This window comes from Mesorhizobium cantuariense (assembly GCF_042647205.1).
GTDB lineage: Bacteria > Pseudomonadota > Alphaproteobacteria > Rhizobiales > Rhizobiaceae > Mesorhizobium > Mesorhizobium cantuariense.
Window position 1 is genome coordinate 648658 of the sequence record NZ_JBHRVD010000001.1, and the last position, 23841, is coordinate 672498.

The following is a 23841-nucleotide window of genomic DNA, read 5'->3' on the forward strand; positions in this document are numbered from 1 at the left end:
GGAACATTGGTTAATGTCAACAGGCTGGATGCAGCTGCCTACAGCTTCATGATTCGGGGAAGGCAGTCTCGTTCCGTCTCAGGTAATTGCTGCTTGCTAAACGGTCTGGACATTGACCGGGCATCAGTTTCTTAATCGTTCTCTTGGCGCACAGGATACGAGAGAGTGACCGTATTCCCTGACCTTCGTTCGGCGATCGACCTGAAATGCTGACAAATCAGGCCAAGTTCGCCGAATGACCCGTCGACGGCGGCCTTGTTATGCTCTTCCGGGAAAATCTCAGCCCAGTTCAGCTGGATTCCATAACGGCGCGCGATCAAGGAGAAGAAGACCTTCTGGGATCGCCCGTTGCCTTCACGGAATGGATGGACCTGGTTGAGGTCGACGTAGGCGCCAGCGAATTCCTCGGCGATCTTTTCGAATGGGGCATGATCGAGGTGCCGAAGCGTAGCCTTGAGTCCATCAAGCACTCGAGTCCCTTCGGCCTCGATGCGCGAGGGTTCGCAGAAACGGGATCGGCCCCGTTCGTTGTCCTTGATGAGGAAGACCGTGCGATACTCGCCGGCCCAGTCATAGACATCCCGGAAGAGAACCTTGTGGACGGTTCGCCATCCACGCATGGAGATTCGGATGTTTCGCTGCGAAGCGAACAGCTCCGCTGCCCCCACTTCGGCATAATGGTACTCGGCTTCCCAAAGTTCCTCGATCGTTGTCAGGCCGATCTCGTTTCGAAGGAGCCCTTCAGAGCCTGGAACGAGATATGGGTCAGCCATTCCGTTTCCAGCGGGAATCGATCTCCTTCCGGAACTCCTTGATCGAAATCTCGCCAGAAATGTAGCGCTCCCGAAGCGCCTTGAACGCCGGAGACGGGGTTAACCCCTCAAACTCTGATATCGCCGCGATCTGCCTCATGTCTTCATGACGACTATGCTTGCCGAAGCTCCCTGGGTTCAGAGATTCGCTGAGGCGACTATCGTCCATCGACCGATTTTTGACGGCAATCTTTCCCATGAACCGTTATTTCCTGTTTCGTGCCTACATGCCCTTAACATAAGCGATTCAGCCGCAGGAAACAAATGGAGCTTCCTTCAAATCGGGCCTTGGGTATGATGTCGGAATAGCCCGCCCAAACCGCCGGTCACTCGGCCGCCAGCGCCATGGCCGGGTGCCGCTTTGGCGGCAACGCTACGATCCTGGGAAGATTCGCATAGGGATTCGGATAGCGTCGGCTCGTCTGGCGTTCCTCGCCTTGCCGCCGCGGCGCCAGCATGGCCGCCCCGCCTTCCGACGTGCGTGATGGCGCTGATCGCCGAACTTTCGCACACCGTCGAAATCCCATTGGAAGCCGCCATACGCGCCTGGATCCTTCCTCCTCCTTCAGGCGATCCACCCACCAGACGAGTTCCTCCAGCACCTTGACCCACGACGACCGATCTCTCGAAAAGTGCCTCGAATTCCTTCCTAGATGCCGTAATGGCCCGGCCTCGAGCCCAATGCGACTAACAGACAATTCCAGTTCGTCGAAATAGCGGACCAGCGCCTCCGGCTCGCTGGCGATCTTGACCTCGCGCATGATCGTTCCGGTCGCGTCAACAATGCACACGCTGCTCTCGTCCAGAGAGACATCGATTCCCGCATAATGTTCCATGGCTGTTCCTCTCATGATGTTGGAGCCGATCGCCCGGACTCCGTTTCAACACCATCATTCTGAGGGACAGCCACCCAACCTGGCTATGCTCGCGAAGGCCGGCCCATTACGGCATCTAGTTCGAGAAAGGCTCGTAGCGCAGCGGCATGCTGTCGGTGATTTCGGCGACTTCAGCCGGAAAGAGGGCAATGCCATCGGCCAAAGCAATTGCCATCAAGTTGGCTGAGGATCCACGTTCGATCAGCTCAAGCATAGGTTCACCGGTTTCGGAGCGACCGGAAATGCGGACAGGCGCAAACTCGGTCCGGCCCTGACGCTTCTTGCAGGTGAAACCGGCCACCGCGGAAAACCAGTGCGGTTGGACTTCGGTGAGGCCAGCCAATCTGCGTAACGCCGGCAGAATGATTTGCCGGAAAGCGACCAGCGCCGCATTGGGATTTCCCGGTAGTCCGGCAAAGAGCTTGCTCTGGATTGTCCCAACCTTCAACGGCTTGCCTGGTCGCATCGCCACCTTAAGGACATCGAGGCGGGCACCGTGCTGCAGCGCGGCGGCAATCATATGATCTTCTTCGCCGGCCGAGACGCCGCCAGTCGTCACCAGTGCGTCACAGGAGGCGACCGCCCGCTCGACCGCATCGGCGAGGAGGTCCGGATTGTCCGGCACAATGCCAAAGTCGACCACTTCTGCCCAAGGGCATGCCGCCAGCAGCGAGCGCAACATAACCCTGTTGGAATTATAGATTTGGCCGTGCGCGAGGGGCTCGCCCGGTTCCTTTAGTTCGGAGCCTGTCGACAGAAGCCCAATGCGGATCCTTCGAAGCACCTCGACGTCAGCGATCCCCACGGCAGCCAGCAAGGTCAAGTCCCTGGCAGACAGAGCCTTGCCCCGCGTAACGAGCTCAGATCCCGCACCGACGTCCTCGCCGGCGAGGCGGACATGTCGGCCGCGTCGCGGTCGCTCGAATACGGTCACCATGTCACTGGAGCGTTCGCATTGCTCTTGCATGACCACGGCATCGAACCCCGCCGGCACGGGTGCGCCCGTGAAGATACGAAGCGCCGTTCGCGGATCCAGGTGGTCATGCGCCCGCACATCGCCAGCTGCTACCCGGCCTGCCACCCGAAATGTCCAGGGGCCGTCCCCGTTGAAATCCGACGTTCGCACCGCAAACCCGTCCATTGCGGAATTATCGAAGGGCGGGAGCGCTATCGGGGAATGAATGGCTACCGCGCAGACCCGCCCCAATGACGCGGCCAGCGAGAGATGTTCCCGGTAGCGGACAGTGTGAGCGAGCGCCACGGCCTTGGCCACCGCGGCTTCAAAAGCAATGGTTTTGCCGCTCTGCGCTGCGGAGCAGTCGGCTGGCAAAACGCGGTTCGCGGCATGAAACACGATCGCTCCTCCTTGCGTTTGCTCACGCACCACTCCCGCCAAAGGGCGTCTAGCCAGACAGGCTTTTGAGATAAGCGATGACGTTCTTGATGTCGTCGGGATTCTTGAGGCCAGGAAACCCCATTTTGTTCGTCGGCACTTTCGCCTTGGGATTGGCGAGATATTCCGTGAGGTTAGGCTCGTCCCAGACAAGACCGGCCGCGCCCGCATCTTTCATGGCTTTCGAATAGGAATAGCCGGGTACGGTCCCGGCTACTCGCCCACCCACGCCTTTCAGGGTTGGTCCGACTTTATTCGCATCGGTATCAGCGTTGTGACAGGCGGCACATTTTTTGAAGACCATCTTGCCGGCCTCTATATCCTGGGCCAGGGCGACCGGCGGCAGTAACGCCAAAATCATAGTGGCGCCGACGAGCAGGTGTTTCACGCAGGAACTCTCCATTTTGGATTGAAGGCACGGTTGCTGCCGCGGGCGTCGGCTCGCGGCAGCGTCGAACTTAGCTCGCCTGATACTCCGTGGATTTGAAGGACAGGTGCTTCACGCTTTCGGGGGCATCCGAGATCTTGCGGATGTTGGCCCAGGTCTGTTTGTAGTTGGGCAGGATCAGTTCGTTGGTGCCGGCGTTGATGACATTGCCGACTACGCCTGTCGGGAACTCGAACAGCATGAAAGTCTCGGCTTTCTTGGCGGTTGGCGTTGGATAGGCCATCGCCTGTGTCGAGCCACTTTCATTGTTGAACTCGACAAGAGCGCCGTTGTTTAGCCCAAGCTCCTTCATGTCGTCGGGGCTGATCTGGATGAACGGATACGGCCACCGATCCGTGACGAACTCGCTGTCCTGGTCGAGAAAGGCATTTTGCCAGACCAGGTTGGCGCGGCCGTTGTTGATGAACGCGGTCGACGGTTCCTGGAAGCCATTGTTGCCCATGGCCCTCAATCGTTCATAGGTGACGTTCTCGCCACCCTTGGCGTTCTGGTGGTAGCCGTCCATGGACGCGTCTTCCTCGGTCTTCCAGTCGAAGCCCTTGAACTGGTCGGCATATTTGGCGTCGCCGCCCTCGTGGATGACTTTCTCCATATGCTGGGCAAGGCCTGCGGCGATCAGGCAAGCCGGTTTGGCGGAGCCGGGTGGGTCCATGTAACGTTCGACCAGCCGCATCCGACGCTCGCCGTTCATCGAGGTGAGGTTCATCTCGCCGGATTCGGCCGCCGGCAACCAGACGTGGCTGGCAGCACCGATCTTCGATGGGATGATGTCGATGTCGACGGAGAATAGCCCACCGGCCCTGATCGCGTCGGTGATTGCCTTCACCATCGCATCGCGGTCGCCATAAGGCACGGCATTCATGGCGTCCTTCACGATGTCGGTGCGTTTCTTGAAGACCATGTTGAACTGGTGGCTGTTCAGCGTGGTCTTGTAGTGATCGCAGGCCCAGATGTGGTGGACCCCGCCCTTGCCTTCGATCAGCAGCTTGTCGACGTAGGCGGCCGGGCGGCCGACATGGGCGTCGGACGGCCGCACGTAGCCTTCCTGGTGGCCGCCCATGCGCACGCATCCCCCACCCTCGCGACCGACATTGCCGGTTGCTAGCGCCACGTTCACCAGCGCCGCGTTGGTCCGGTAATTCTCGTTGCCCCAGATGAGGCCCTTCTCGTATGCGATCATCGTCCGCCGGCGCTTGCCGTCCTTGGGTTCGGCGATCCAGGCCGCCGACTGCCTGATCTGGTCGACCGTCAGCCCGGTGATCTTCGCCGCGTCCTCAAGCGACGTCTTGTTGGCGGCAGCCGCCTTGTCGAAATCTTTCGCGGAGGCGTCAATGAAGGCTTTGTCGACCCAGCCTTTGCTGGCGATCTCGGTGAGCCAGGCGTTGAAGAGCACCATGTCCGTGCCGGAATTGATGGCAAGGTGCATGACGTTGTCCTTGCCGGCCTCGGCTTCGGCGGCGTTGATCGACACGGTCCGCCGCGGATCGACGAAAATGATCCGCCCGCTGGCGTGGGATTCACCCGGCAGCTGTGCTTTCTTCTTGTCCATGGAAGCTCCGCGCAGGTTCGGAATCCAGTGGTTCAAGAAATAGTTGGTCTGGGTTTCGAGCGGATTGTTGCCGACCGACACGATGGTATCGGCCAGTTCGGCATCCTCGTAGCAATTGTTGAGCTCGCCGACACCCATATCGCGGGTGGCATGGACTTCGGAGTTGTAGGCCGGCCGGTTGTAACTGCGGATGTTCTTGATTTTCATCGCACCAAAATAGAGCTTGCCGGTGCCCCAGGTATTTTCGTAGCCGCCGGCCGAGCCGCCATGATCGAGCACGGAAATGAACAGACCGTCCTCACCTTGATCCTTGATGACGGCCGCCGTGACCCTTGCCACGAGGTCCAGGGCGTCGTCCCACGATGTTGGCTGCATCTGCCCGTAACGCCAGACCATCGGGCTGGTCAGCCGCTGCTGCTGCGAGCCACGGGCGGTTGAGTAGCGCAGTTCGCCCATGCGTGCGCCGCGCACCGAACCAAGACCAGAGTTCACCACGCACTCGGAATCGGGCTTGAGGACGATATGCACGTCCTGCCCGTCCTGCTTGACGATGTTGTACATCGAGGCTGCATACCAGGCGTCGGTCTCGGCAGGTTGCTGCTGGGAAGGTCGACCCCGAAAGCGTTCGAAGCGGCAGCTGTGCCGCCCTGCTTGTTCGCCGGCCAAGTGTAGGCATGGTAGCCGCAACCGACGATGCAGTAATGGCAGGTGACGTTTTGTTTCTTGGCGTCGGCCGGAATGATCGGCAGACGGGCGACGTGACGTTTGTAAGCCATGATCCGATCCTCCCTTAAAGTACGTTGCTTAGGCGGCCATACAGCAGCTCGTCCACACCCTCGGCGTAGATGTCGCCCTTGGCATCGATGCGAAGTGCGTACTGGGGAAGATTGGGCCGTCGACTGGCCCCAGATCTGCTTGCCGCCGGCATCGGCGTCGAAGCGCGAATAGTGGCCGGGACAATTGAAGGAATGATCGTCCGCGTTGTAGTTCAGCGGAAAGCCCCTATGGGGACAGGTCGTCGAGAACCCGACAATGTCGCCATCCGGGCCGGCGCCGCCGTCGACCTTGGTGCCAAGTTTCAGCAACACGCCGGGCGCATTTTCATCGTGGCAGCCGACGTCGAACGGCTCGTTCGGCTTCAAGTCGGCAATGTTGGCCAGCTTGTTGGAGGGGTATTCGACAAGAGCCAGGCCAGGGGCAGCCTTGGTCTGGACTTGCACAGGCAGTGCAACGGCCGTGGCCATCCGGGCAGCAGCGAATGCCCCGCCCCTTAGAAACGGACGCCGGCCGACGTCGACCAGCTTGTTGCAACGATCCATGCAAACCTCCCTTTGGGCGAACTTCTTCGCCAAGAGCTCTGCAACGCTTGTGCCAACCGCAGAAAATGTTGGTTTTCATCGAAAGAGCGTGGAGAAAACACGGGAAACTCCTGCTTCACGTCCGGAAATCCGAACATGCTGCGCTGCCGAAGGTTCAGGAAGTCGAACGCGCCCGATCGGCGGGGCCGAGCCGCGTCATCTTCTCCCAAAGAGTAGTCCGGGAGACTGCAAGCAGTGCGGCTGCCTTCGCGATTTGGCCGCCGGTTTCGTCCAACGCCCGCGCGATCTGACGTCGTTCTGCCGCGTCACGAACATCGGCCAGCGGAGCGAAGGTCGTATTTTCTGATTTTGCCGCACGTTCCGGGAACAGGTCGCCCGGCATGATCCATTCGCTGGTTGACAAGGCGACGGCCCGTTCGACCCTGTTCCGCAGTTCCCGCACATTTCCGGGCCAGCGATGGGCAAGAGCTGCTTCCTGCGCCAACGCGCTGAATCCGCGGATGCGCACGTCAGACCGGCTCACCGCATTTTCCAGAAATCGGTCGAGCAGCCAGGTGATGTCCTCATGGCGCTCGCGCGCAGGGGCGGGACTGTCACCGGCAACACGGCAAGCCGAAATCGAGGTCCTCGCGGAAGCCCGATGGTCCGCCACGCTGACCAAGGTCGCGATGCGTGGCCGAGACGACCCGTGCACGAAACTTGCAGGGGGTCTCGCCACCGACTCGGTTGAAGCTTCCGTCCTCGATCACCGTAGAAGTTTGGCTTGGAGCGGGCATCGGCATGTCGCCGATTTCATCCAGGAATAACGTGCCTGCTCCAGCTCGCTCGGCATAGCCGAGGTGCCGTTGCTGGGCGCCGGTGAACGCCCCTTTCTCATGCCCGAAAATCTTACTCCCAATCCTCGGCACCGAATAACCGCAGTTTTTAACGACCGTTCACACCCAGAGGAAAATCTCCAGCACAATCGGAGGGGGGAGGCTCAGCCCCATGAGCAGGGTGGCGCGCGAGGAAGCCAATCCAGTTTCGTCGGCAACGTTTGCGCCGCTCGAGAGTCCGACTTTTCGTCCTATCTGGCTGGCGAACCAGGTATCCAGTCTTGGCTGGCTGATGCAGACCGTTGCGATCAGTTGGCTGATGGCAACCATCTCGACTTCGGACGTGATGGTCGCCCTGGTGCAGGCTTCGAGGACGCTGCCCGTATTCATTCTGTCGATCTTCGCCGGGGCCATTGCCGACAGTTTCAGCCGCCGCCAATGTGATGATGCTCGGCTGGTGCGTGATAGCTTTGTCGTCGACGATGCTGACTGCTCTTGTGGCGCTGGGGTTCTACAATCCATGGATGATCCTCGCATTCAGCTGTTTGGCCGGATGCGGCGCCGCTTTCACCGACCCTGCCTGGCACGCCTCGGTCGGTGACATCCTGCGAAAGCGGGATGTTCCAGCCGCGGTCACACTGATCTCGGTCGGCTACAACGCCATGCGAAGCATCGGTCCGGCGTTCGGCGGCATCGTCGTTGCCTCCTTCGGACCACTGACGGCTTTCGCCATCGCGACGCTGACCTATCTGACGCTGCTGTGGACCGTTGGGCGCTGCAAATGGAATGTGCGCTCTACTCCTCTTCCGCGCGAGCCATTGACCACAGCTATGCATGACGGAGCGCGCTTCACGGCCCTGTCGGGAGAGATCAAGGCGGCAATCGCGCGCGGAACTCTGTTTGGCCTGACTAGCATCTCCATACTGGCGCTGCTGCCCCTGGTCGCCCGCGATCAACTGGGGGGGAGGACCGATCGCTTATGGTATCCTGATGGCCGGCTTCGGGACGGGCGCCTTGTGCACCGGCATCTGCAACAACATCCTGCGACGGTCGCTGTCCCAAGAGCGTCTGACGACACTGGCCTGCATCGCCTGCGCGGCTTGTTGTCTTTCGCTTGCCCTGACGCCTTCACTGGCGGTGGCGGCTATTGCTTTGGCGCTCGGCGGCGCTGGCTGGGTCGTCACCTGGACGGGGCTTGACGTGAGCGTGCAACTGTCAAGCCCAAGGTGGGTCGTTGGTCGCACGCTCTCGATCTACTCTGCCCTCTCGTCGGGCGGCATCGCGGCCGGCAGCTGGCTGTGGGGCGCGGTGGCTGAGGACTATTCGCTTACCGTGGCGCTGGAGAGCTCCGCTGGCGCTCTCCTGCTTGTCGCCTTCACCGGGTTACTGTTGCCCATTCGTCAATGGAAAGATTCTGACCAAGATCCTCTTGGCTTCGAAACGCTTGCGGTCGCGGTGGACTTGAAGTCGAGAAGCGGGCCGATCGTCGTCAAGATCGAGTACTCAATCCCGGAGACGAACGTCGAAGCCTTCCTGGAACAGATGCGCGAACGACGGCGAGTGCAAAGCCGCGTCGGTGCCCGGCACTGGAACCTTCAGCGCGATCTCCAGGAGCCTTCCCAGTGGACAGAGACATTCCGCACGCCGACCTGGATGGATTACCTTCGCCTGAACCATCGGCTCACAGCGGCGGACAAGGAGCTGGACCAGCGTCTCGTTGAATTGCATGTGGGAGAGCTTCCACCCCGCACCAAGCTTGCGATTGAGCGTCCGACCGGAGCGGCGCGCAAACGGGATCAGTCGACAAGTTTCTTTTTCCGACGGTGATCTCATCCAACGCCAACGACCGTTTTCAGCGAGACACGAAGCGCGGGAATGGACAAGGGTCTCCCCATCAGCGAATTCCCGTCGAGTTGGCTTCGATCCATTTGCGTTGGTGCCGAGCAGTTGCGAATTGTCGCTCTGGTGACGCCGCGCTTGGCCACAGAGTGTGGCCGGCTTGGACTTCGCCTTCCAGCCTTCGTAGACAGGAACCCCACGATGAGGACTGGCAATGCAGACGCGAACCGTGCTGGCGGTCCCGATGAAGTCGAACGACCGGTCTTCGTTCCGGCCGACGTAAACTCCGGCGCCGTTTCAACGCCGTCAGCGGCTTGTAAATGTCGAAAAACTTGTCCAAACGTCCGTCCGTCAAAGCGACGCGGATGAATAGCCGTAGCAGGGAGTAGACATGGTCTTTCGCTTGAAGGAGCGCCTCGGCCGGAAGTTTGAGGAAGAAGTGCAATTCTTCCGGTGCTGGCAAAGGGACAAAAAAGGAGTGGGCGCGCTCATGCCGACTTCTGTTCATGCGGCGCGCCGCATGGCTAGCGTGATCAGGCCAGCGTCCGGAATGCCAGTTCTCGAGCTTGGGGCAGGGACCGGGGTAATCACCAAGGCTATCCTGGACACGGGCGTGAAGCCACAGCAGCTGGTTTCGGTCGAATATTCGAAGGATTTCTACAATCGCCTCACCCTACGTTTTCCGTGCGTAGATTTTCGATTGGGCGATGCTTTTTCGCTGGGTGAAGTGCTGGCGGAACGAAATGCCGAACAGTTCGACTGTGTCATAAGCGCGGTGCCGATGTTGAGCTTCCCGATGGAGCTGCGCCTCGCCTTGCTTGAGGATTTGCTGACCCGCATCCCTGCTGGCAGGCCAGTGATGCAAATCACCTACGGACCATTGTCGCCAGTGATCAAGATGCCGGACCGCTACATCGTGTCACACTACGATTTCGTCGTCCGCAATATCCCGCCCGCGCAGCTCTGGACTTACCGACGAGCGGTCTGACTCTGAACGCAGCCAACGCGCTGCGCGCTCCGCGAAATCGTGCCTGAAGCAGAGCGAGAGCTGGCCGAGTTTATCGACCTTAAAGCAGAGCGGATGCGACTGGCGAGGCAGGTCAGTGGTCTGGAGGCTGAGATCAAAAAACTCTCCGAAAAGCTCGACAACCCAGACTTCGTTGCTCGCGCGCCGGAGGAGGAGGTCGGAGAAAACCGAGAGCGTCTAGAGACGGCCCCAAGCCGCCAAGCGGCGCCTGGATGTGGTGCTCAGCCGCTTTAGCTGCTGACCCACAGCCGTATTTTGTTGCTTGGAAGAGCTTTTTGACCATTCCGCAACACTCGCCATCCCCGTCCGGGATTTTACCTTTCATTCTTTGCATCCCAACTGTTTGCGGATTAGTGGCCCTGACAATCTGATCCGAGGACGAAATCAAACACTGGTTGAGGCCGACCAAATGGCACGGCCCGCAACGCGGCAGGCAGCCTTGTCGCTGCTTCAGCGTAGTCGGCGAGTATGGCTGGCGGGAGGCCAAGCGCGTTTTCGACAATATGTTCCGACGGGCCGTTCAGTCGACGAAACAGCATTGCGGCGCGCCGGGAGTGGCGCACCGCTGCAGCAGTTTTGCCCTCACGTATCTTCACGCGGGCTGCCGACAACAGGATCAATGCTTTAAAGAACACGCGAGAAGGGCCGCCTCGGTCCGCAACCTGCCAGAGACCTTCCCAAGCCTCATGTGCTTCCCAGTAATAACCGTGATTGAAGAGGTCGAGACCCCAGAGGAATGGATCCGAGCCAAGCGCCGCATCTGTGGCGACCGGCATCGGCTCGACAAGGTAGCTATGTCCAGCGGGATCGCGCACGGGATGCGGCTGCCTGCCGGGCAAGTACGCATAGGCTGGAAAGCTCTTTTTCGGCAGGTGGCGAGGACGCGATTTCGAACCAATGGCCATGGAGCAGGATATCACATGGATGGTCACTGCTCGATACGAAGTCCTTGTATTGCCCGGCGGTTGCGACAATGCGTGGGAAGGCGGACGCGCGGCTTTATTGTGCGATGCAAATTTTTCTCTTCGCATCTGCACAAATTTGTGGCAAACGCTTCCATCGCGGTTGACGCAAGGGAAGGAAACCTGGTGAGCGCAACGGGAGCGGCCAAGGCGTTGACGCCGCCGGACATTGCGGCGCGCAAGGGCAAGATGCCACTTGTTTGCCTGACGGCCTATACGACGCCAATCGCAAAGCTGGTCGACGATCACTGCGATGTGGTTCTGGTCGGTGACAGCGTCGGCATGGTTCTCCATGGGCTTCCTTCGACAGTCGGCGTGACGCTCGAGATGATGATCATGCATGGCAAGGCCGTGCGGCGCGGGCTGGAAAAGGCGGTGATGGTGGTCGACATGCCTTTTGGTTCCTATGAGGAAAGTCCCGAGCAGGCCTTCCGCAATGCCGTCCGTCTGATGGCCGAAACCGGTTGTTCTGCGATCAAGCTCGAAGGCGGCGAGAGTATTGCCGGGACGATCCGGTTTCTTGCCATGCGCGGTGTTCCGGTGATGGGTCATGTCGGGCTGACGCCGCAGGCGGTCAATACTTTCGGTGGCTATCGCGTCCAAGGCCGAGGCGAGGATGCTGAGCACATCGTGCGCGATGCGATCACGGTGAGCGAGGCGGGCGCCTTCGCGGTCGTGCTTGAGAAAATACCCGAAGCGCTTGCCCGGCAGATCACACAGGAAGTCGCAATCCCCACCATTGGCATCGGCGCGTCGCCGGCTTGTGACGGGCAGATCCTGGTTGTCGATGACATGCTGGGCCTGTTTGGAACCTTCCGGCCGAAATTCGTCAAGCGCTATGCCGAGCTTGCCGGGACCGCCGAGGCAGCAATCGCGACGTATGCGAGCGAGGTGCGCGAGCGCCGCTTTCCAGCGGTCGAGCACGTCTTCGGCGACGTGCCACGTCCTGTCAATGGAGGAGAAGCCGCATGAGCATTCCGATTGTCCGGATCGTTGCCGAACTGCGCAGCATCGTCGCCGCGTGGCGCCGGGAAGGCTTCAAGGTCGCCGTTGTGCCGACCATGGGCGCCCTGCACGAGGGTCACCTGAGCTTGGTCCGTGCCGCACTTGCAAAGGCCGACCGGGTCATCGTGACGCTCTTCGTCAATCCCAAACAGTTCAACAGTGCCGGCGATCTGGCTGTCTATCCGCGCACCGAGCACGATGACGCCGCCAAGCTCGCGTCGGTCGGCACCCATATTCTGTATGCTCCCGATGCAGCCGACATATATCCGCAAGGCTTTGCCACAACGGTTTCGGTCGCCGGAGTGAGCGAGGGTCTGTGCGGAGCGTTCCGGCCCGGCCATTTCGACGGCGTGGCGACCGTGGTGACGAAGCTGTTCCTGCAGACCGGCGCCAATCTGGCGTTTTTCGGTGAAAAGGACTTTCAGCAGCTGCAAGTCGTGCGACGCCTGGTGCGTGACCTTGATATTCCGATCGAGATCGTCGCCTGTCCGACCGTGCGTGAAGCGGATGGGCTGGCGATGTCGTCGCGCAACACGCGACTGTCCGCCGCCGAGCGCCCCTCCGCGCCCCGACTGGCAGAGATCCTGTTCGAAACTGCCGGGCGGCTAAGCTCCGGAGAACCCGTAGAGCGCCTGCTGCATGAGGCTCGACAGGCGATCCTGGCTGCGGGCTTTTCGCGGGTGGAGTATCTCGAACTTCGCGCCGGCGATAATCTTGCCCTGATGGCCACGCCGGGTCGACCGGCGCGGCTGCTCGTCGCCGCCTGGCTCGGCCAGACGCGGCTGATCGACAATGTCGAGGTGGAGTCGGCGCAACGCTCGGTTCAAGCGTTGAAGCAAGCCGCTGCCTGACCCTCCTTCGCGGGGCCGAAGGAGCCAGATATCGGTCTCCCCATTGCAAACGGCCGAGCTGGCGACGGGCCTCAACTCGGCATGCGGGCTGCGGTCATTCGGTTGAATTCCTCTGAAGCTGCTCGAACACAAACCGCTTGCCTTCGCGCACACTGTCTTCGAGCCGCTTTGCCTTTGCAAGATGCGCCGCAATCGCGCTGGCCAGCATGCAGCCTGTGCCACGCATCGATACTGCAAGACGCGGCGCATCGAAGCGAATGGGTTTTTGACCGGAGCGCAGCAGGATATCCGTCGATCGAAGTCCTTTTGCATGGCCGCCCTTGATCAGAATGGCCTGCGCGCCGGCGGCCAAGAGCTCCTGGCCTTGCCAGACCGCTTCATCCTCGTCGACCGCTTGCTCGGCGCCGATAAGGAGCGCCAGCTCGATGAGATTGGGTGTGACCAGACAGCAAAGCGGCATCAGATCACGCTTCAGGGCAGCGATGGCGCCTGCATCCAGCAGCGCCCGGCCTGACGTGGAGGTGAGAACCGGGTCGAGTACTGCCGGCCCCTGCGGATTTTCACGGAGCACTGCGGCTGCGGCAGCGATGATCTCGGCGGTCGCGAGCATGCCGATCTTGATGGCCGCCACCTTGTTGGCCTGGAACGCAGCGCGCATCTGATCGGCGACCAGACCGGGTTGCTGATGATGGACGTCCATGACGGCTTCGTGCGTCTGCACCGTCAGCGCGGTGACAGCCAGAGAGATGCGCACGCCGATGGCAGAGATCGTCTCGATATCGCGAGCAATTCCGGCGCCCCCGCTGGAGTCCGATCCGCCGATGACAAGCACATGCGGTTCTCGCCTCAGCGCCATCGCTCCGTCTTTTCGATCCATTCTCGCGTGCGCGCTTCGGGATCAGCATTCAATGTGATGTCGGTGACCACCGCGGCGCTGTCGGCGCCGGCCTCGAAGACGCTGTCGATCCGCTCAGGATTGAGGCCGCCGATGGCGACCAATGGAATCGGCGCGACTTGGCACTTCCATTCGCTGATCCGTTCAAGTCCCTGCGGCGCCCATTTCATCTTCTTCAGGGTAGTGGGATAGATGGGACCGAGGGCGATGTAGTCAGGCTCGGCGGCCATCGCCGTTTCCAGTTCGGCATGATCGTGGGTCGACAGCCCGAGCTTCAATCCGGCGTACTTGATCGCCAACAAATCGGCCGCAGCCAAATCCTCCTGGCCGAGATGAACGAAGTCGCAGCCTTCCTCGATGGCAAGTCGCCAATAATCGTTGACGATCAGTTGGCAACCATGGACCGCGCAGACGTCGTTCGCGCGGCGCATTTCGGCGCGCAGCCCGTCCTCGTCCCTGTCCTTGATGCGAAGCTGGACGAGCTTCACGCCGAGCGGCACCAGCCGTTCGATCCAGGCGGCGCTGTCGACGATCAGGTAGAAGGGATCGAGCTTCATGAAAAAACCGCCCTGCCGAATGTCGGCGTCGATGGCACGGCGACCTCGCGCGGTTCGAGCATTCCCGAACTGAAGGCTTCTCGACCGGCATCGACCGCCTTGCCGAAAGCGCGCGCCATGCCGACCGGATCGGCCGCCTTGGCGACCGCCGTGTTCAGGAGCACGGCGTCAAAGCCGAGTTCCATGACGGTTGCCGCGTGCGACGGCCGTCCGAGCCCCGCATCCACGATCAACGGGATGCCTGGGAAATGTCCGCGCATCGAACGCAGCGCCATACTGTTGACCGGCCCGAGGGCGGAACCGATTGGCGCGCACCACGGCATCAAGACCTTGCAGCCCGCTTCCAGCAGCCGCTCGGCCACAACAAGATCGTCGGTGGTGTAGGGGAATACCGCAAAACCGTCCTCGCACAGGATGCGGGCGGCTTCGACCAAGCCGAACACATCCGGCTGCAGCGTGTCGTGGTTGCCGATCACTTCGAGTTTGATCCAGCTCGTACCGAAGACTTCGCGCGCCATTTTCGCGGTGATGACCGCTTCCTTGACGGAGTGGCAGCCGGCAGTGTTGGGCAGGATTCTCGTGCCGAGCGAGCGGATCAGCGACCAGAACTTTTCGCCGGCCCTGCCGCCCGCCATCTCACGGCGCAACGATACGGTCACTACTGACGTGCCCGACGCCTTGACCGCATCGGCAAGGATGGCCGGCGAAGGATATTGCGCCGTGCCGAGAAGCAGCCGGGAGGACAGTGGCGTCCCGAAAAGCTCGAACATGCTAGCCTCCCTGCATCGGCGAGAGGATTTCGATCCAGTCGCCGTCGCTCAACTGGAACTCCGCCCGATGGGCTTTGTGCACGAGGTCGCTGTTGACGGCCGTCACCAGCCAATCGCCCTCATAGTCGAGCGCTGCAAGCAGCTCTGCCAGCGTGGTGGCGGCAACCTCATGCGCTTCGCCGTTTACGGTCAATTTCATCAGGCAAGCTCCATGGGTTCGTCAGCGAAGACGAGTTCGGCCGCCTGCCGCGCCATGGCTGGCGCGAGAAGAAAGCCATGGCGATAAAGCCCGTTGATGGCGACGGTGTTTCCACGCGCTTCGACACGCGGCAGATTGTCGGAGAAGGCCGGGCGAACACCGACGCCGGTCTCGACGATACCGGCCTCGCCGAAGGCTGGATGGAGCGCGCAGGCCGTGCCCAGAAGCTCCATCATAGAGCGGACCGTGACCGGTCCAGCGCCGTCGCTCTCGATCATCGTCGCGCCGATCATGAAACGATGGTTGGCGCGCGGTACCGTGTATAGCGGAAAGCGCGGATGAAGCAGCCGCACGGGGCGCGATAGCGCGATATCAGGCGTGTGCAGGATCATCATCTCGCCGCGCACGCCGCGCAGCCTTCCGTCGTCCGCCGCCATTCCCGTGCAGTCGATCTCGTGCTCGAACCCGGGAAGCTGCCGCGCGTCCGTGGCGAAGCTGATGTCGACACCCATCGCGACAAGCTTGTCGTGAAGCGCCGCCATCGCCCGGCGCGGGTCGAGATGCGCCTCGCCGGGGAAGAACAGCCCACGCCGGAAACGCCCGGCGAGATCGGGCTCCAGCCGCGCGATTTCCGCTTCATCGAGCCAGCGATGGCCCGAGGTGCGGCCGGCGAAGCGGTCCAGCTCGCCGCTGTCACGCGGCGGCGCCACAACCAGTGTTCCGGCCTGCGTCACCTGACCAGGCAGCACCGCCTCCCACCAGTCGGCGGCGCCGCGCCCGAGATCCAGCACCGGCTGCTCGGCGCTTTCGCGCTCGCACCACGGCGCCAGCATGCCGCCGGCGAACCACGATGCATTGCCTCCACGGCCGTGCCGGACGTCGGCGACGGTGACCGCCGCGCCGCGTCTGGCCAATTCGAAGGCCGCCGTGAGGCCGGCGACGCCGGCCCCTTTGACCAGCACCCTCATGACGGCCCTGGTCCTTTGGGCGCGCTGTCGCTCACCGGCATGTAGAGATTGCCGCCATCGCGATATTTTTCCGCCATCGCCGCCATTCCTTCCTTCTGCGCTTCGGCACGAATGTCGTGGGAGATGCGCATGGAGCAGAATTTCGGCCCGCACATCGAGCAGAAGTGCGCCAGTTTGTGCGCCTCCTTTGGCAAAGTCTGGTCGTGGAAGGAGCGCGCCGTTTCGGGATCGAGCGACAGGTTGAACTGATCCTCCCAGCGGAACTCGAAGCGCGCGCGGGAAAGGGCATCATCCCTGACTTTCGCCGCCGGGTGGCCCTTGGCGAGGTCGGCGGCGTGCGCGGCTATCTTGTAGGTGATCACGCCGGTCTTGACGTCGTTGCGGTCCGGCAGCCCAAGATGCTCCTTCGGCGTCACGTAACAGAGCATCGCGGTGCCGAACCAGCCGATCATCGCGGCACCGATGCCCGACGTGATGTGGTCGTAGCCCGGCGCTATGTCCGTCGTCAGCGGCCCGAGCGTATAGAAGGGCGCTTCACCGCAGATTGCGAGCTGCTTGTCCATGTTCTGCTTGATCTTGTGCATGGGGACGTGGCCAGGCCCTTCGATCATCACCTGGCAATCCTTCGCCCATGCGATCTTCGTCAGTTCGCCAAGCGTTTCCAGTTCGGCGAATTGCGCGGCGTCGTTGGCGTCGGCGATCGAACCGGGGCGAAGTCCATCGCCGAGCGAGAACGAAACGTCATAGGCGCGGCAGATGTCGCAGATCTCCTCGAAATGCTCGTAGAGGAAGCTCTCCTTGTGATGGTGCAGGCACCACTTCGCCATGATCGAGCCGCCTCGGCTGACGATGCCGGTAACCCGCTCCACCGTGAGCGGGATGTAATGCAGCCTCACGCCAGCATGGATGGTGAAATAGTCGACGCCTTGCTCGGCCTGCTCGATCAGGGTGTCGCGATAGACTTCCCAAGTCAGGTCCTCGGCGATGCCGCCGACCTTTTCGAGTGCCTGATAGAGCGGCACGGTGCCGATCGGCACCGGCGAATTGCGCACGATCCATTCGCGGATGTTGTGGATGTTGCGGCCGGTCGACAGATCCATCACCGTGTCGGCGCCCCAGCGGATCGCCCAGACCATCTTTTCGACTTCCTCGGCCATCGAGGAGGTGACGGCGGAATTGCCGATATTGGCATTGATCTTCACCAGGAAATTGCGGCCGATGATCATCGGCTCGCTCTCGGGATGATTGATGTTGGCGGGGATGATCGCGCGCCCGCGCGCCAGCTCGTCGCGCACGAATTCCGGCGTGACGAAATCGGGAAGCTCCGCGCCGAAGGCTTCGCCGTCGCGTTGCAGCTTGCCGTGCAGGATCTCGCGGCCAAGGTTCTCGCGGATGGCGACGAACTCCATTTCAGGCGTGATGATGCCGGCCCGGGCATAGGCAAGCTGGGTCACCGCCTTCCCAGCCTTGGCCTTGAGCGGTCTGTTGCGAATGGGGAATTCCGGCGTCAGACGCTCGCCCACGGCGAAGCCGTTGTCTTCCGGCTGCACATGGCGGCCGTCATAGGCCTCGACATCGCCGCGCGCCGTGATCCAGTCTTGCCGCAGCCGTGTGAGGCCTTTCTCAATGCTCGTTTCGATCGTCGGATCGGTGTATGGGCCGGATGGATCGTAGACCGTCACGGGCGGTTCGCCCGCCGTCGGGTGGACGGAGATTTCGCGCATCGGCACCCTGATCTGTGGATGGAGGACGCCGGATTTGTGGATTTTTCGTGAGGCAGGCAGCGGTCCCGTGGAAACCGCTGGGGTCAAGGCATTCATTTGAGGCTCCTTTGCTCATTTGCATTGGAGACCCAGTTCTGTGCCGGAAGGATGAAAAGACGCTTTGGCCGACCTGCTCGAGACAGGTCTTCGGGCATAAACTCCCGCAAAGCGCTTGCACCGTCCCTACGCCAGTATGAACTGGATCAGGTTCAACGGGTCACTGCGCTGCGAAAGCCAGCAGTATCTCAGCCCCTTGTCGGGACCCCCCTGGTGAATGTCTGGAGTTGAACGGGACGGCGCCGCTTTGTCAAGCGCCTGTCGACCGGCCATCCATCTCACTCGGACAGTTTTGGCCCGTGGGCGGCCACCGCTCGGCTATATTCCAACGACGACAGCGCCGCCGCTCAAGCCCGCTCCCGCCGCCGCCAGAAGAACTTTTTCGCCAGGCCGAAATGGCTTCGTCTGGTGGCCAGTGACAGCGACAGCGGGATCGTCGCGGCGGAAGAATTGCCGTATTCGGCGATCGTCTTGACGACAGCACGATCGGCAAGGCCAAGGTTTTTCCCTACGGCATCAAAAATGCGGGCATTGGCCTGGTGCGGCACGAAGCGGTCGATGTCCTGCGGCTTGTGCGTGAGGCGGCTTCTTCTTCGACAACTCCAGAGGCCCTCATGCAGGTCATCGACGGCGAGCCCGTCGTCGTGGAGATCCGCAAGGGGGGCAGCGCCGACGGCGTGCCGGAGAAGCAATGCGGCCCTTCTGGCGGCGACGACAGGGTTGCGTTCCACCAACCGGAAAGACCTCCGCCGCAAACCTGAGCTTGGCGGATGATCCAACGAATCAATCTTGCGCGACGAGCGCAGCACTCGATACGCAGCTATGTATCGCGGCTACAAGAGTAAGCGTTCGTTCGATCTATTTGTCTGCGTTACTGCTCTTGTGGGGGTTTTGAAGTAATTGAGGCTATTATAATCTTGGAACTCAATCACTGCGCAGAATTTTCGCTTCTAACGCCGCCACAACGAAAGCCCGTCTGGCAACCAGCGGGTGGGCTTCGCCACGCAGAACCTGAAGGCATGCATCCATAGCCAGTTTCCGCTTCTTCGTCTGATCATGGAAGCTCCGGAGCAGAATCGTGGCCGCGTCGTTCACATCGAAAATGACGCGCTCACGGTCATGTCGGCCAACTTGCACCACCACGGGTCGGACGAACCTGCTCGACATCCAATTACACCCTCAATACCGAGCTTGGTGCGGTCTGCGCCTGCCATGACGTCGGCTCGTTTCATACATGTATTGCCGAGGGCCGAATAGGGCCAGCAGACCTTGCCGGCCTTCACACTTCGTGCGCCAGCCACCTGGCGCAAACTCTGCTGCAATGCCGGCGCTTCTGGCGGCGGGCGGGGATGCCGGCAGAGGTAGAGGGCGGGCGGGCCTGCAGCGGCGGGTGAAGGTCCGGGAGAGAGGCTCCCGGCGTCCGCCGCGGAGCAGCAACCATGACACAAATGGAATTTCACACGCCCGTCCGTAACGCGCGTGCCGGTTACAAGGTCGACGTCAGCCGCGGCCAGCGTATCGGTCGCGTGTCGTCGGAGTGGTTCAATCGGCCGGCCGACGAGCGCTACCTTTCTCTCACCGATCTCCATAATTCGGTGAAATGGCGAACCGAACGCATCAAGACCCGCCTCGTCGAAAGCGAACTGATCCGCGTCGACGCCAGCCGCGACGATCGGGAGCGCCTGTGGCTAATGCTGCCCGATGCGCATGCCCCTGTTGCACCCACGCATTGGAGTTTTGGCCAACTCGCCAGCCTGGTCGGCGCGCCGGCCACCTATCTGCGCCAGCTTCCAGCGCCGCTGGCTGCCATCAATCTGCAGCACGGCCTGCTGTCCCATCGCGAGCTTGTGAAAACCTTGGAGGCAAAAGACGGGCGCAGCGAGCTTCGCGCCGTCACCGGCCCGGATTATAACTGACTGGGGAGAGCGCATCTTCATTCCGTTGCCGGGTGTGGACGGTGGAGTGCCGGTCGAAGACCCGATCGAAGACGTCGAGATTGATGTGCCGGTGAAGCGCAAGGCGGCATAATGTTTAATAGATCGCGGCTTACCGTGGCTCGTAAGCGGGCCGGCCTGACGATGAAAGAACTCGCTGCAAAGACTGGTATCGAACCACGTACGGTCACGGGCTATGAAGCGGGGGAGTATCTTCCGAGCGAGGATGTTGCCAAGAAGCTTGCTCGCACTTTGGGATTTCCCCTTTCCTTTTTTCTGTCGGATGATCTGGACATTCCGCGCGAAGAGGGGGTCAGCTTCCGATCGATGAGCAAAATGACGGCCCGCCAGCGAGACGGGGCGATTGCCGCAGGGGCAATTGCGTTCTTGATGTCTGACTGGTTGGATACAGAGTTTGATCTGCCCGTCTCTGCTGTGCCCGATATGCGAGAAGACACACCTCAAAGTGCTGCAGCCGGCCTCCGTGATTTTTGGGGCCTTGGCAACCGGTCCATCAAGAACATGGTGCACCTTCTGGAGTTGAAGGGGGGGGCGTCTTTTCCCTAGGCGAGGATGGAAAGGAGGTTGATGCCTTTTCAGTCTGGCGTGGGGAAAAACCTTACGTATTTCTCATTTCCCAAAAGTCTGCCGAGCGAAGCCGTTTCGACGCTGCCCATGAGTTAGGGCATCTTGTCTTGCACAAGCACGCGGCGCCAAATGGTCTTGAGGCCGAAAAACAAGCGAACGAATTCGCTGCGGCTTTCCTTATGCCAGAAGGTCCTCTACGGGCGGTAGGTCGCATCACAGGGCTGCCAAAAGTTGTCGAACTTAAGCGAGCGTGGTCGGTTTCAGTGGCCGCAATGACGTATCGGCTTCATGAACTCGGTTTGGTATCGAAGTGGACCTATCAGCAGTTGTTTATGGAGATTTCTCGGCGGGGTTGGCGAACGGATGAACCAATGCAGATGTGCCGTGAGCAGTCGCAGGTGTGGAAGAAGGTCCTTGATAATCTCCGTCAGGATGGGGCCGGTGTGGATCGACTTTCGAGCAACCTGTCCGTTCCTGAATCAGAGGTTGTCAAACTTCTTTTTGGCCTTGTGACTATGGGCGTGCCATCCACGCCAAATGCTTTGACAACCCCCAGAAGGGGAAATTTGCGGCTTGTGAAGTGAGGCAGATCGCTCCCTGTAAGGGCAACCGTCCTCGTGACAGCTGTTCGGCGATCCGGCAAGGTCGCTGCCTGCTCTATCCTGTCATAATCCGCAGTGTTTAACCAAGCTTGACTAGTCATGCACCGCGATCGGACAAGCGGTCAGATTTCATTCGCCACGGCTCCATGCAAATGGCGCTGTGACAACCGGCGTTCAACGTCCAGTGCCCGCTGGTGGCTGAAACCAGGCGGCGGAGAGTCCGGACAAGGTGTCCAGACCCGATAGGGTTAGAAGTCTTCCGTGTGCTGGCAGTTATGCGGATAACCCGAACAGCCCCAAAATTTTACGTGCGTCGCGTGATTCTCGCGTATCTTCATCGATCGCCCGCAGGCAGAACAGGTCTTGCGCGCGAAGACGCGCTGATCCTTGGCGATCGCCATCACCCGGACCTCGCCGGCCCCGTTGGCGTTAAGAATGCGCACACACTCTCTCGTCGTCTCTCCGGTCGTGTAGACATCGTCGAGCAGCAGAATCTTGGCGCCACCCCAAGTGTAATCCGTGTCAAAGGCACCCTTTATGGCCTCCGCACGCTCCAGCGCGTTCATCTGCTTATAGCCTTCGACCTCCTTGACGGTTTTCAGGCCATTGAGTTCGACCTCAATATCCTCGTCGAAATGGTCGGCAGCGCTTTCGAGCAGTTCCTTGAAGCGGTTGCGCTCCTGCGACGGCTTCATGGGTACGGGGATGATGCAGTCGGGTTTCCAGTCGAAAAGGTCGACGGCGCGGCCAACGCATTCGCCGAGGACTTGCGCCTGGCTGTCATTATTTTTCAAAGACAACACGGCCGCGCTCAAGGCACTCGTCGCATGCCGCGGATCGGAAGCCGTGAAATAGCGGCCGAGTGCATAAACGACGGGCTCGTCGTCGCAATGGAGAATAGAGCCCCAATGGCTGTGGAAGGGCCAATTGCTGGTCAGCGCTTCGCCGATGTAGCCGCGCCCACCGATGCGGTCTTGGCGTAGCAGCGTCGAGGCCTTCGACACGAAAATGTCGGGCGCACTGGACGAAAGCTCGAAGATCGACGTGGGCCCCCAGCGGACTGCTACAGAGGCCAATCCGGCGTGGTAGGCGGCCTCTACGTCTCCGACATCATCGCCGATGTAGAGCGAGTCCCGACTTGCGGCGATGCCAAGGCGCCGGAGTGCTTCCTGGATCGGCGCAGGATCGGGCTTGTGATTCTCGGTGTCGCCGTAGCTGACCAGCACGTCATAAGGGATACGGAACTGTTGAAGAACAGTGGTCGCGTACCATTCAGGCGACGACGTAACGATGCCAACTGCTTGTCCGTCGGCCCGCAGCAGGGCAGGAAGTTCATGCGGCGCGACCCGGCCTTGCGCCGGAAAAGGTCGGATCAGATTCATATTCTGACGAACGGCATCCCACATTTGCGAGCGTCGCAGATGCGCAAGCGCCGAGCTGTCGACCAGCGTCATATCGAGGTCGAAGAGGAAGACGTTCGGCATGGTCAGAGCATCGACATCTGCGCGGGCGACGATGGCCGAACCGGCGCGTCCTGAGCTGCATCACCAGCCACTCGATTTTCCAGCAGCTCTAGCATAGAGGTGTAATCCTCCTTGCTGGCGAGCGGCACAGCCACGGGGTCGTTGCGATATCGTTCAACTAGGATGCGCCGATAGTCGCCTTCGGCGCGCGCGGCGTCAGCGAAGCGGGTCGCCGAAAACCGCGTCATCGCGAGAATGCCCTGACTCTTGGGTTCTGCGGCATGGCGGCCCTGCGGTACTGGCGCGAACAGCAAGCGGTTCTGCTGGATCGTGAAGCGGACGGTGTGCATCGACCCGCCCTTGATGTCGGTTTGCATGACGAAGGTCGCGATCGAAAGCCCGCTCTGCAGGCGATCGCGCTGAACGAGATTACGCGGCGAAGGCGGCACGCCGAAAGGCTGCTCACTGACCAGTGCGCCGTTCCTCTCCAGGATCTCGTCGGCAAGCTTGGTGTTTTGTTTTGGGTAGATTCCGTCAAGACCGCCTGCCAATACGGCGATGGTCTGCCCGCCATGGCGCAGCGCCGCTTGGTGGCTCAGTGTGTCGACGCCGGTCGCCAGACCGCTAACGATCGCCCAATTCGCAGCAACTAGTGTTTCCACGATCCTGTCGCTGACGATTTCGCCGAACTCGGAGGGCTCGCGAGTACCGATGCAGGCGACGCTCCGACGGGGCGGCAAAGTGCCCTTGACGAAGAGGATGGGCGGACGATCGGAGAGCGAGCGAAGGGCGTCCGGATAGTCGACGTCGAAGATGGAAAGCACACGCACGTCACGACGGTGAGCCTCGTCGAGCACCCGCTGCGCCTTCTCACCGGCGTTGACGATGGCAGTCGGCTCGTGAAGACTTTCGGCGACGGCAGCCGAGACGACGGATCGAAGCTTCGCAGGCTCGGCGCCGATGATTGCGTCAAGTAGCAAAAATCGTTCCGCAAGGCGTTCAGCCGTGGCGGGCCCGATGCCGCGCAACGCTGTGAGCGTGAGAATGCCTGCTGCGGTTCGTGTTTCGATGCCAATCATGGAATTCAACGCCTTTCAAAATTGCGGCCGTCCTTCAGCGTTCTGTAGCGATAGCTTCGCGGAAGGTTGCG

23 protein-coding genes, 7 pseudogenes and 1 riboswitch are annotated in these 23841 nt (G+C 61.0%); of the genes and pseudogenes, 8 read left to right on the top strand and 22 right to left on the bottom strand.

The window, feature by feature from the left end:
- Window positions 1–131: 131 nt before the first annotated feature.
- The 11 genes and pseudogenes from ACFOJ9_RS03030 to ACFOJ9_RS03075 form a co-directional block, all read right to left on the bottom strand.
- A complete protein-coding gene (locus ACFOJ9_RS03030) occupies window positions 132–773 on the bottom strand; it encodes a Fic/DOC family protein (RefSeq protein ID WP_378924461.1) in 642 nt (213 codons plus the stop codon).
- On the bottom strand, window positions 766–1011 hold the full coding sequence (locus ACFOJ9_RS03035; RefSeq protein WP_378976937.1) for an antitoxin VbhA family protein: 246 nt from the start codon (window positions 1009–1011) through the stop codon (window positions 766–768). Before ACFOJ9_RS03035 ends, ACFOJ9_RS03030 begins: the two co-directional genes overlap by 8 nt.
- Window positions 1012–1471: 460 nt before the next feature.
- Window positions 1472–1648 (bottom strand): annotated as a pseudogene (locus ACFOJ9_RS03040) (IS110 family transposase); the annotation flags it as partial.
- 115 nt (window positions 1649–1763) lie between these two features.
- Window positions 1764–1931: a hypothetical protein gene (locus ACFOJ9_RS38820; protein WP_446685992.1), complete on the bottom strand. Its 168-nt coding sequence runs from the start codon at window positions 1929–1931 to the stop codon at window positions 1764–1766.
- A 114-nt stretch (window positions 1932–2045) separates the two neighbouring features.
- Window positions 2046–3074 (bottom strand): annotated as a pseudogene (locus ACFOJ9_RS03045) (molybdopterin molybdotransferase MoeA); the annotation flags it as partial.
- 16 nt (window positions 3075–3090) lie between these two features.
- Window positions 3091–3441 carry a c-type cytochrome gene (locus tag ACFOJ9_RS03050; RefSeq protein ID WP_167392321.1) on the bottom strand — a complete coding sequence of 117 codons (351 nt, stop codon included), beginning with the start codon at window positions 3439–3441 and terminating at the stop codon, window positions 3091–3093.
- Window positions 3442–3538: 97 nt separating this feature from the next.
- Window positions 3539–3970: a molybdopterin dinucleotide binding domain-containing protein gene (locus tag ACFOJ9_RS03055; protein WP_378987547.1), complete on the bottom strand. Its 432-nt coding sequence runs from the start codon at window positions 3968–3970 to the stop codon at window positions 3539–3541.
- A 27-nt stretch (window positions 3971–3997) separates the two neighbouring features.
- Window positions 3998–5853, bottom strand: a pseudogene (locus tag ACFOJ9_RS03060) (arsenate reductase (azurin) large subunit); the annotation flags it as partial.
- A gap of 14 nt (window positions 5854–5867) precedes the next feature.
- A pseudogene (locus ACFOJ9_RS03065) lies at window positions 5868–6396 on the bottom strand (arsenate reductase (azurin) small subunit).
- 154 nt (window positions 6397–6550) lie between these two features.
- Window positions 6551–7048: a helix-turn-helix domain-containing protein gene (locus tag ACFOJ9_RS03070; RefSeq protein ID WP_378924796.1), complete on the bottom strand. Its 498-nt coding sequence runs from the start codon at window positions 7046–7048 to the stop codon at window positions 6551–6553.
- Window positions 6990–7304 (bottom strand): sigma 54-interacting transcriptional regulator, encoded by a 315-nt coding sequence (locus ACFOJ9_RS03075; RefSeq protein WP_245331285.1) that lies wholly within the window; start codon window positions 7302–7304, stop codon window positions 6990–6992. The genes ACFOJ9_RS03070 and ACFOJ9_RS03075 overlap by 59 nt, the downstream gene beginning before the upstream one ends.
- A 79-nt stretch (window positions 7305–7383) precedes the next feature.
- Here ACFOJ9_RS03075 and ACFOJ9_RS03080 point away from each other — a divergent pair.
- The 3 genes and pseudogenes from ACFOJ9_RS03080 to ACFOJ9_RS03090 all read left to right on the top strand — a co-directional run bounded on the left by ACFOJ9_RS03080 (window position 7384) and on the right by ACFOJ9_RS03090 (window position 10311).
- Window positions 7384–9038 (top strand): annotated as a pseudogene (locus ACFOJ9_RS03080) (MFS transporter).
- 403 nt (window positions 9039–9441) lie between these two features.
- Entirely contained in the window at window positions 9442–10038 is a 597-nt protein-coding gene (gene pmtA / locus ACFOJ9_RS03085; protein ID WP_120017785.1) for a phospholipid N-methyltransferase PmtA, read from the top strand.
- Between the two features lie 39 nt (window positions 10039–10077).
- Entirely contained in the window at window positions 10078–10311 is a 234-nt protein-coding gene (locus ACFOJ9_RS03090) for a hypothetical protein (protein WP_378976942.1), read from the top strand.
- A gap of 116 nt (window positions 10312–10427) precedes the next feature.
- Here ACFOJ9_RS03090 and ACFOJ9_RS03095 read toward each other — a convergent pair whose 3' ends face one another.
- The gene (locus ACFOJ9_RS03095; RefSeq protein ID WP_378976944.1) at window positions 10428–10892 is read right to left on the bottom strand and encodes a DUF309 domain-containing protein; all 465 of its coding nucleotides are present in this window, start codon (window positions 10890–10892) and stop codon (window positions 10428–10430) included.
- A 273-nt stretch (window positions 10893–11165) separates the two neighbouring features.
- On the opposite strand from ACFOJ9_RS03095, the gene panB reads away from it, so the two are divergent.
- A complete protein-coding gene (gene panB, locus ACFOJ9_RS03100) occupies window positions 11166–12011 on the top strand; it encodes a 3-methyl-2-oxobutanoate hydroxymethyltransferase (RefSeq protein WP_095090525.1) in 846 nt (281 codons plus the stop codon).
- Window positions 12008–12895 (top strand): pantoate--beta-alanine ligase, encoded by an 888-nt coding sequence (panC, locus tag ACFOJ9_RS03105; RefSeq protein WP_095090309.1) that lies wholly within the window; start codon window positions 12008–12010, stop codon window positions 12893–12895. The genes panB and panC overlap by 4 nt, the downstream gene beginning before the upstream one ends.
- A gap of 94 nt (window positions 12896–12989) precedes the next feature.
- On the opposite strand, the gene thiD is transcribed toward panC, so the two are convergent.
- The 8 genes and pseudogenes from thiD to ACFOJ9_RS03145 all read right to left on the bottom strand — a co-directional run bounded on the left by thiD (window position 12990) and on the right by ACFOJ9_RS03145 (window position 19271).
- Window positions 12990–13751, bottom strand: a complete 762-nt coding sequence (thiD, locus tag ACFOJ9_RS03110) for a bifunctional hydroxymethylpyrimidine kinase/phosphomethylpyrimidine kinase (RefSeq protein WP_378976946.1) — start codon at window positions 13749–13751, stop codon at window positions 12990–12992.
- The gene (locus tag ACFOJ9_RS03115; protein ID WP_095090307.1) at window positions 13742–14347 is read right to left on the bottom strand and encodes a thiamine phosphate synthase; all 606 of its coding nucleotides are present in this window, start codon (window positions 14345–14347) and stop codon (window positions 13742–13744) included. Before ACFOJ9_RS03115 ends, thiD begins: the two co-directional genes overlap by 10 nt.
- Window positions 14344–15117: a thiazole synthase gene (locus ACFOJ9_RS03120; RefSeq protein WP_378976948.1), complete on the bottom strand. Its 774-nt coding sequence runs from the start codon at window positions 15115–15117 to the stop codon at window positions 14344–14346. The genes ACFOJ9_RS03115 and ACFOJ9_RS03120 overlap by 4 nt, the downstream gene beginning before the upstream one ends.
- 1 nt (window position 15118) lies before the next feature.
- Window positions 15119–15316 (bottom strand): sulfur carrier protein ThiS, encoded by a 198-nt coding sequence (gene thiS, locus ACFOJ9_RS03125; protein WP_378976950.1) that lies wholly within the window; start codon window positions 15314–15316, stop codon window positions 15119–15121.
- The gene (gene thiO / locus ACFOJ9_RS03130; protein ID WP_378976952.1) at window positions 15316–16284 is read right to left on the bottom strand and encodes a glycine oxidase ThiO; all 969 of its coding nucleotides are present in this window, start codon (window positions 16282–16284) and stop codon (window positions 15316–15318) included. The genes thiS and thiO overlap by 1 nt, the downstream gene beginning before the upstream one ends.
- Window positions 16281–18104, bottom strand: a complete 1824-nt coding sequence (gene thiC, locus ACFOJ9_RS03135) for a phosphomethylpyrimidine synthase ThiC (protein WP_378976954.1) — start codon at window positions 18102–18104, stop codon at window positions 16281–16283. Before thiC ends, thiO begins: the two co-directional genes overlap by 4 nt.
- A gap of 105 nt (window positions 18105–18209) precedes the next feature.
- A riboswitch (TPP riboswitch) is annotated at window positions 18210–18326 on the bottom strand.
- Window positions 18327–18422: 96 nt separating this feature from the next.
- Window positions 18423–18676: pseudogene (locus tag ACFOJ9_RS03140) on the bottom strand (3-oxoacyl-[acyl-carrier-protein] synthase III C-terminal domain-containing protein); the annotation flags it as partial.
- Between the two features lie 352 nt (window positions 18677–19028).
- The gene (locus ACFOJ9_RS03145; RefSeq protein ID WP_378924779.1) at window positions 19029–19271 is read right to left on the bottom strand and encodes a DUF982 domain-containing protein; all 243 of its coding nucleotides are present in this window, start codon (window positions 19269–19271) and stop codon (window positions 19029–19031) included.
- A 272-nt stretch (window positions 19272–19543) separates the two neighbouring features.
- Between ACFOJ9_RS03145 and ACFOJ9_RS03150 the strand changes: the two are divergent.
- From ACFOJ9_RS03150 to ACFOJ9_RS03160, 3 genes and pseudogenes are all read left to right on the top strand, one after another.
- Window positions 19544–20014 (top strand): annotated as a pseudogene (locus ACFOJ9_RS03150) (hypothetical protein); the annotation flags it as partial.
- Window positions 20015–20182: 168 nt separating this feature from the next.
- Window positions 20183–20605: a helix-turn-helix domain-containing protein gene (locus ACFOJ9_RS03155; RefSeq protein ID WP_378976956.1), complete on the top strand. Its 423-nt coding sequence runs from the start codon at window positions 20183–20185 to the stop codon at window positions 20603–20605.
- The gene (locus tag ACFOJ9_RS03160) at window positions 20530–21210 is read left to right on the top strand and encodes an ImmA/IrrE family metallo-endopeptidase (RefSeq protein WP_378976958.1); all 681 of its coding nucleotides are present in this window, start codon (window positions 20530–20532) and stop codon (window positions 21208–21210) included. Before ACFOJ9_RS03155 ends, ACFOJ9_RS03160 begins: the two co-directional genes overlap by 76 nt.
- A gap of 266 nt (window positions 21211–21476) precedes the next feature.
- Here ACFOJ9_RS03160 and ACFOJ9_RS03165 read toward each other — a convergent pair whose 3' ends face one another.
- Window positions 21477–22712 (bottom strand): HAD-IA family hydrolase, encoded by a 1236-nt coding sequence (locus ACFOJ9_RS03165; protein ID WP_378976960.1) that lies wholly within the window; start codon window positions 22710–22712, stop codon window positions 21477–21479.
- Between the two features lie 2 nt (window positions 22713–22714).
- Window positions 22715–23770: a DNA-processing protein DprA gene (locus tag ACFOJ9_RS03170; protein ID WP_095090297.1), complete on the bottom strand. Its 1056-nt coding sequence runs from the start codon at window positions 23768–23770 to the stop codon at window positions 22715–22717.
- Between the last annotated feature and the right edge of the window lie 71 nt (window positions 23771–23841).

Excerpts from the sequence above, each read along its gene's own strand:
- ACFOJ9_RS03030 (WP_378924461.1), bottom strand. The coding sequence starts at position 773 with ATGGCTGACCCATATCTCGTTCCAGGCTCTGAAGGGCTCCTTCGAAAC.
- ACFOJ9_RS03035 (WP_378976937.1), bottom strand. The coding sequence starts at position 1,011 with ATGGGAAAGATTGCCGTCAAAAATCGGTCGATGGACGATAGTCGCCTC.
- ACFOJ9_RS03050 (WP_167392321.1), bottom strand. The coding sequence starts at position 3,441 with ATGATTTTGGCGTTACTGCCGCCGGTCGCCCTGGCCCAGGATATAGAG.
- ACFOJ9_RS03055 (WP_378987547.1), bottom strand. The coding sequence starts at position 3,970 with ATGGGCAACAATGGCTTCCAGGAACCGTCGACCGCGTTCATCAACAAC.
- pmtA (WP_120017785.1), top strand. The coding sequence starts at position 9,442 with ATGGTCTTTCGCTTGAAGGAGCGCCTCGGCCGGAAGTTTGAGGAAGAA.
- panC (WP_095090309.1), top strand. The coding sequence starts at position 12,008 with ATGAGCATTCCGATTGTCCGGATCGTTGCCGAACTGCGCAGCATCGTC.
- thiD (WP_378976946.1), bottom strand. The coding sequence starts at position 13,751 with ATGGCGCTGAGGCGAGAACCGCATGTGCTTGTCATCGGCGGATCGGAC.
- ACFOJ9_RS03115 (WP_095090307.1), bottom strand. The coding sequence starts at position 14,347 with ATGAAGCTCGATCCCTTCTACCTGATCGTCGACAGCGCCGCCTGGATC.
- ACFOJ9_RS03120 (WP_378976948.1), bottom strand. The coding sequence starts at position 15,117 with ATGTTCGAGCTTTTCGGGACGCCACTGTCCTCCCGGCTGCTTCTCGGC.
- thiS (WP_378976950.1), bottom strand. The coding sequence starts at position 15,316 with ATGAAATTGACCGTAAACGGCGAAGCGCATGAGGTTGCCGCCACCACG.
- thiO (WP_378976952.1), bottom strand. The coding sequence starts at position 16,284 with ATGAGGGTGCTGGTCAAAGGGGCCGGCGTCGCCGGCCTCACGGCGGCC.
- thiC (WP_378976954.1), bottom strand. The coding sequence starts at position 18,104 with ATGAATGCCTTGACCCCAGCGGTTTCCACGGGACCGCTGCCTGCCTCA.
- ACFOJ9_RS03145 (WP_378924779.1), bottom strand. The coding sequence starts at position 19,271 with ATGTCGAGCAGGTTCGTCCGACCCGTGGTGGTGCAAGTTGGCCGACAT.
- ACFOJ9_RS03155 (WP_378976956.1), top strand. The coding sequence starts at position 20,183 with ATGAAAGAACTCGCTGCAAAGACTGGTATCGAACCACGTACGGTCACG.
- ACFOJ9_RS03165 (WP_378976960.1), bottom strand. The coding sequence starts at position 22,712 with ATGCCGAACGTCTTCCTCTTCGACCTCGATATGACGCTGGTCGACAGC.
- ACFOJ9_RS03170 (WP_095090297.1), bottom strand. The coding sequence starts at position 23,770 with ATGATTGGCATCGAAACACGAACCGCAGCAGGCATTCTCACGCTCACA.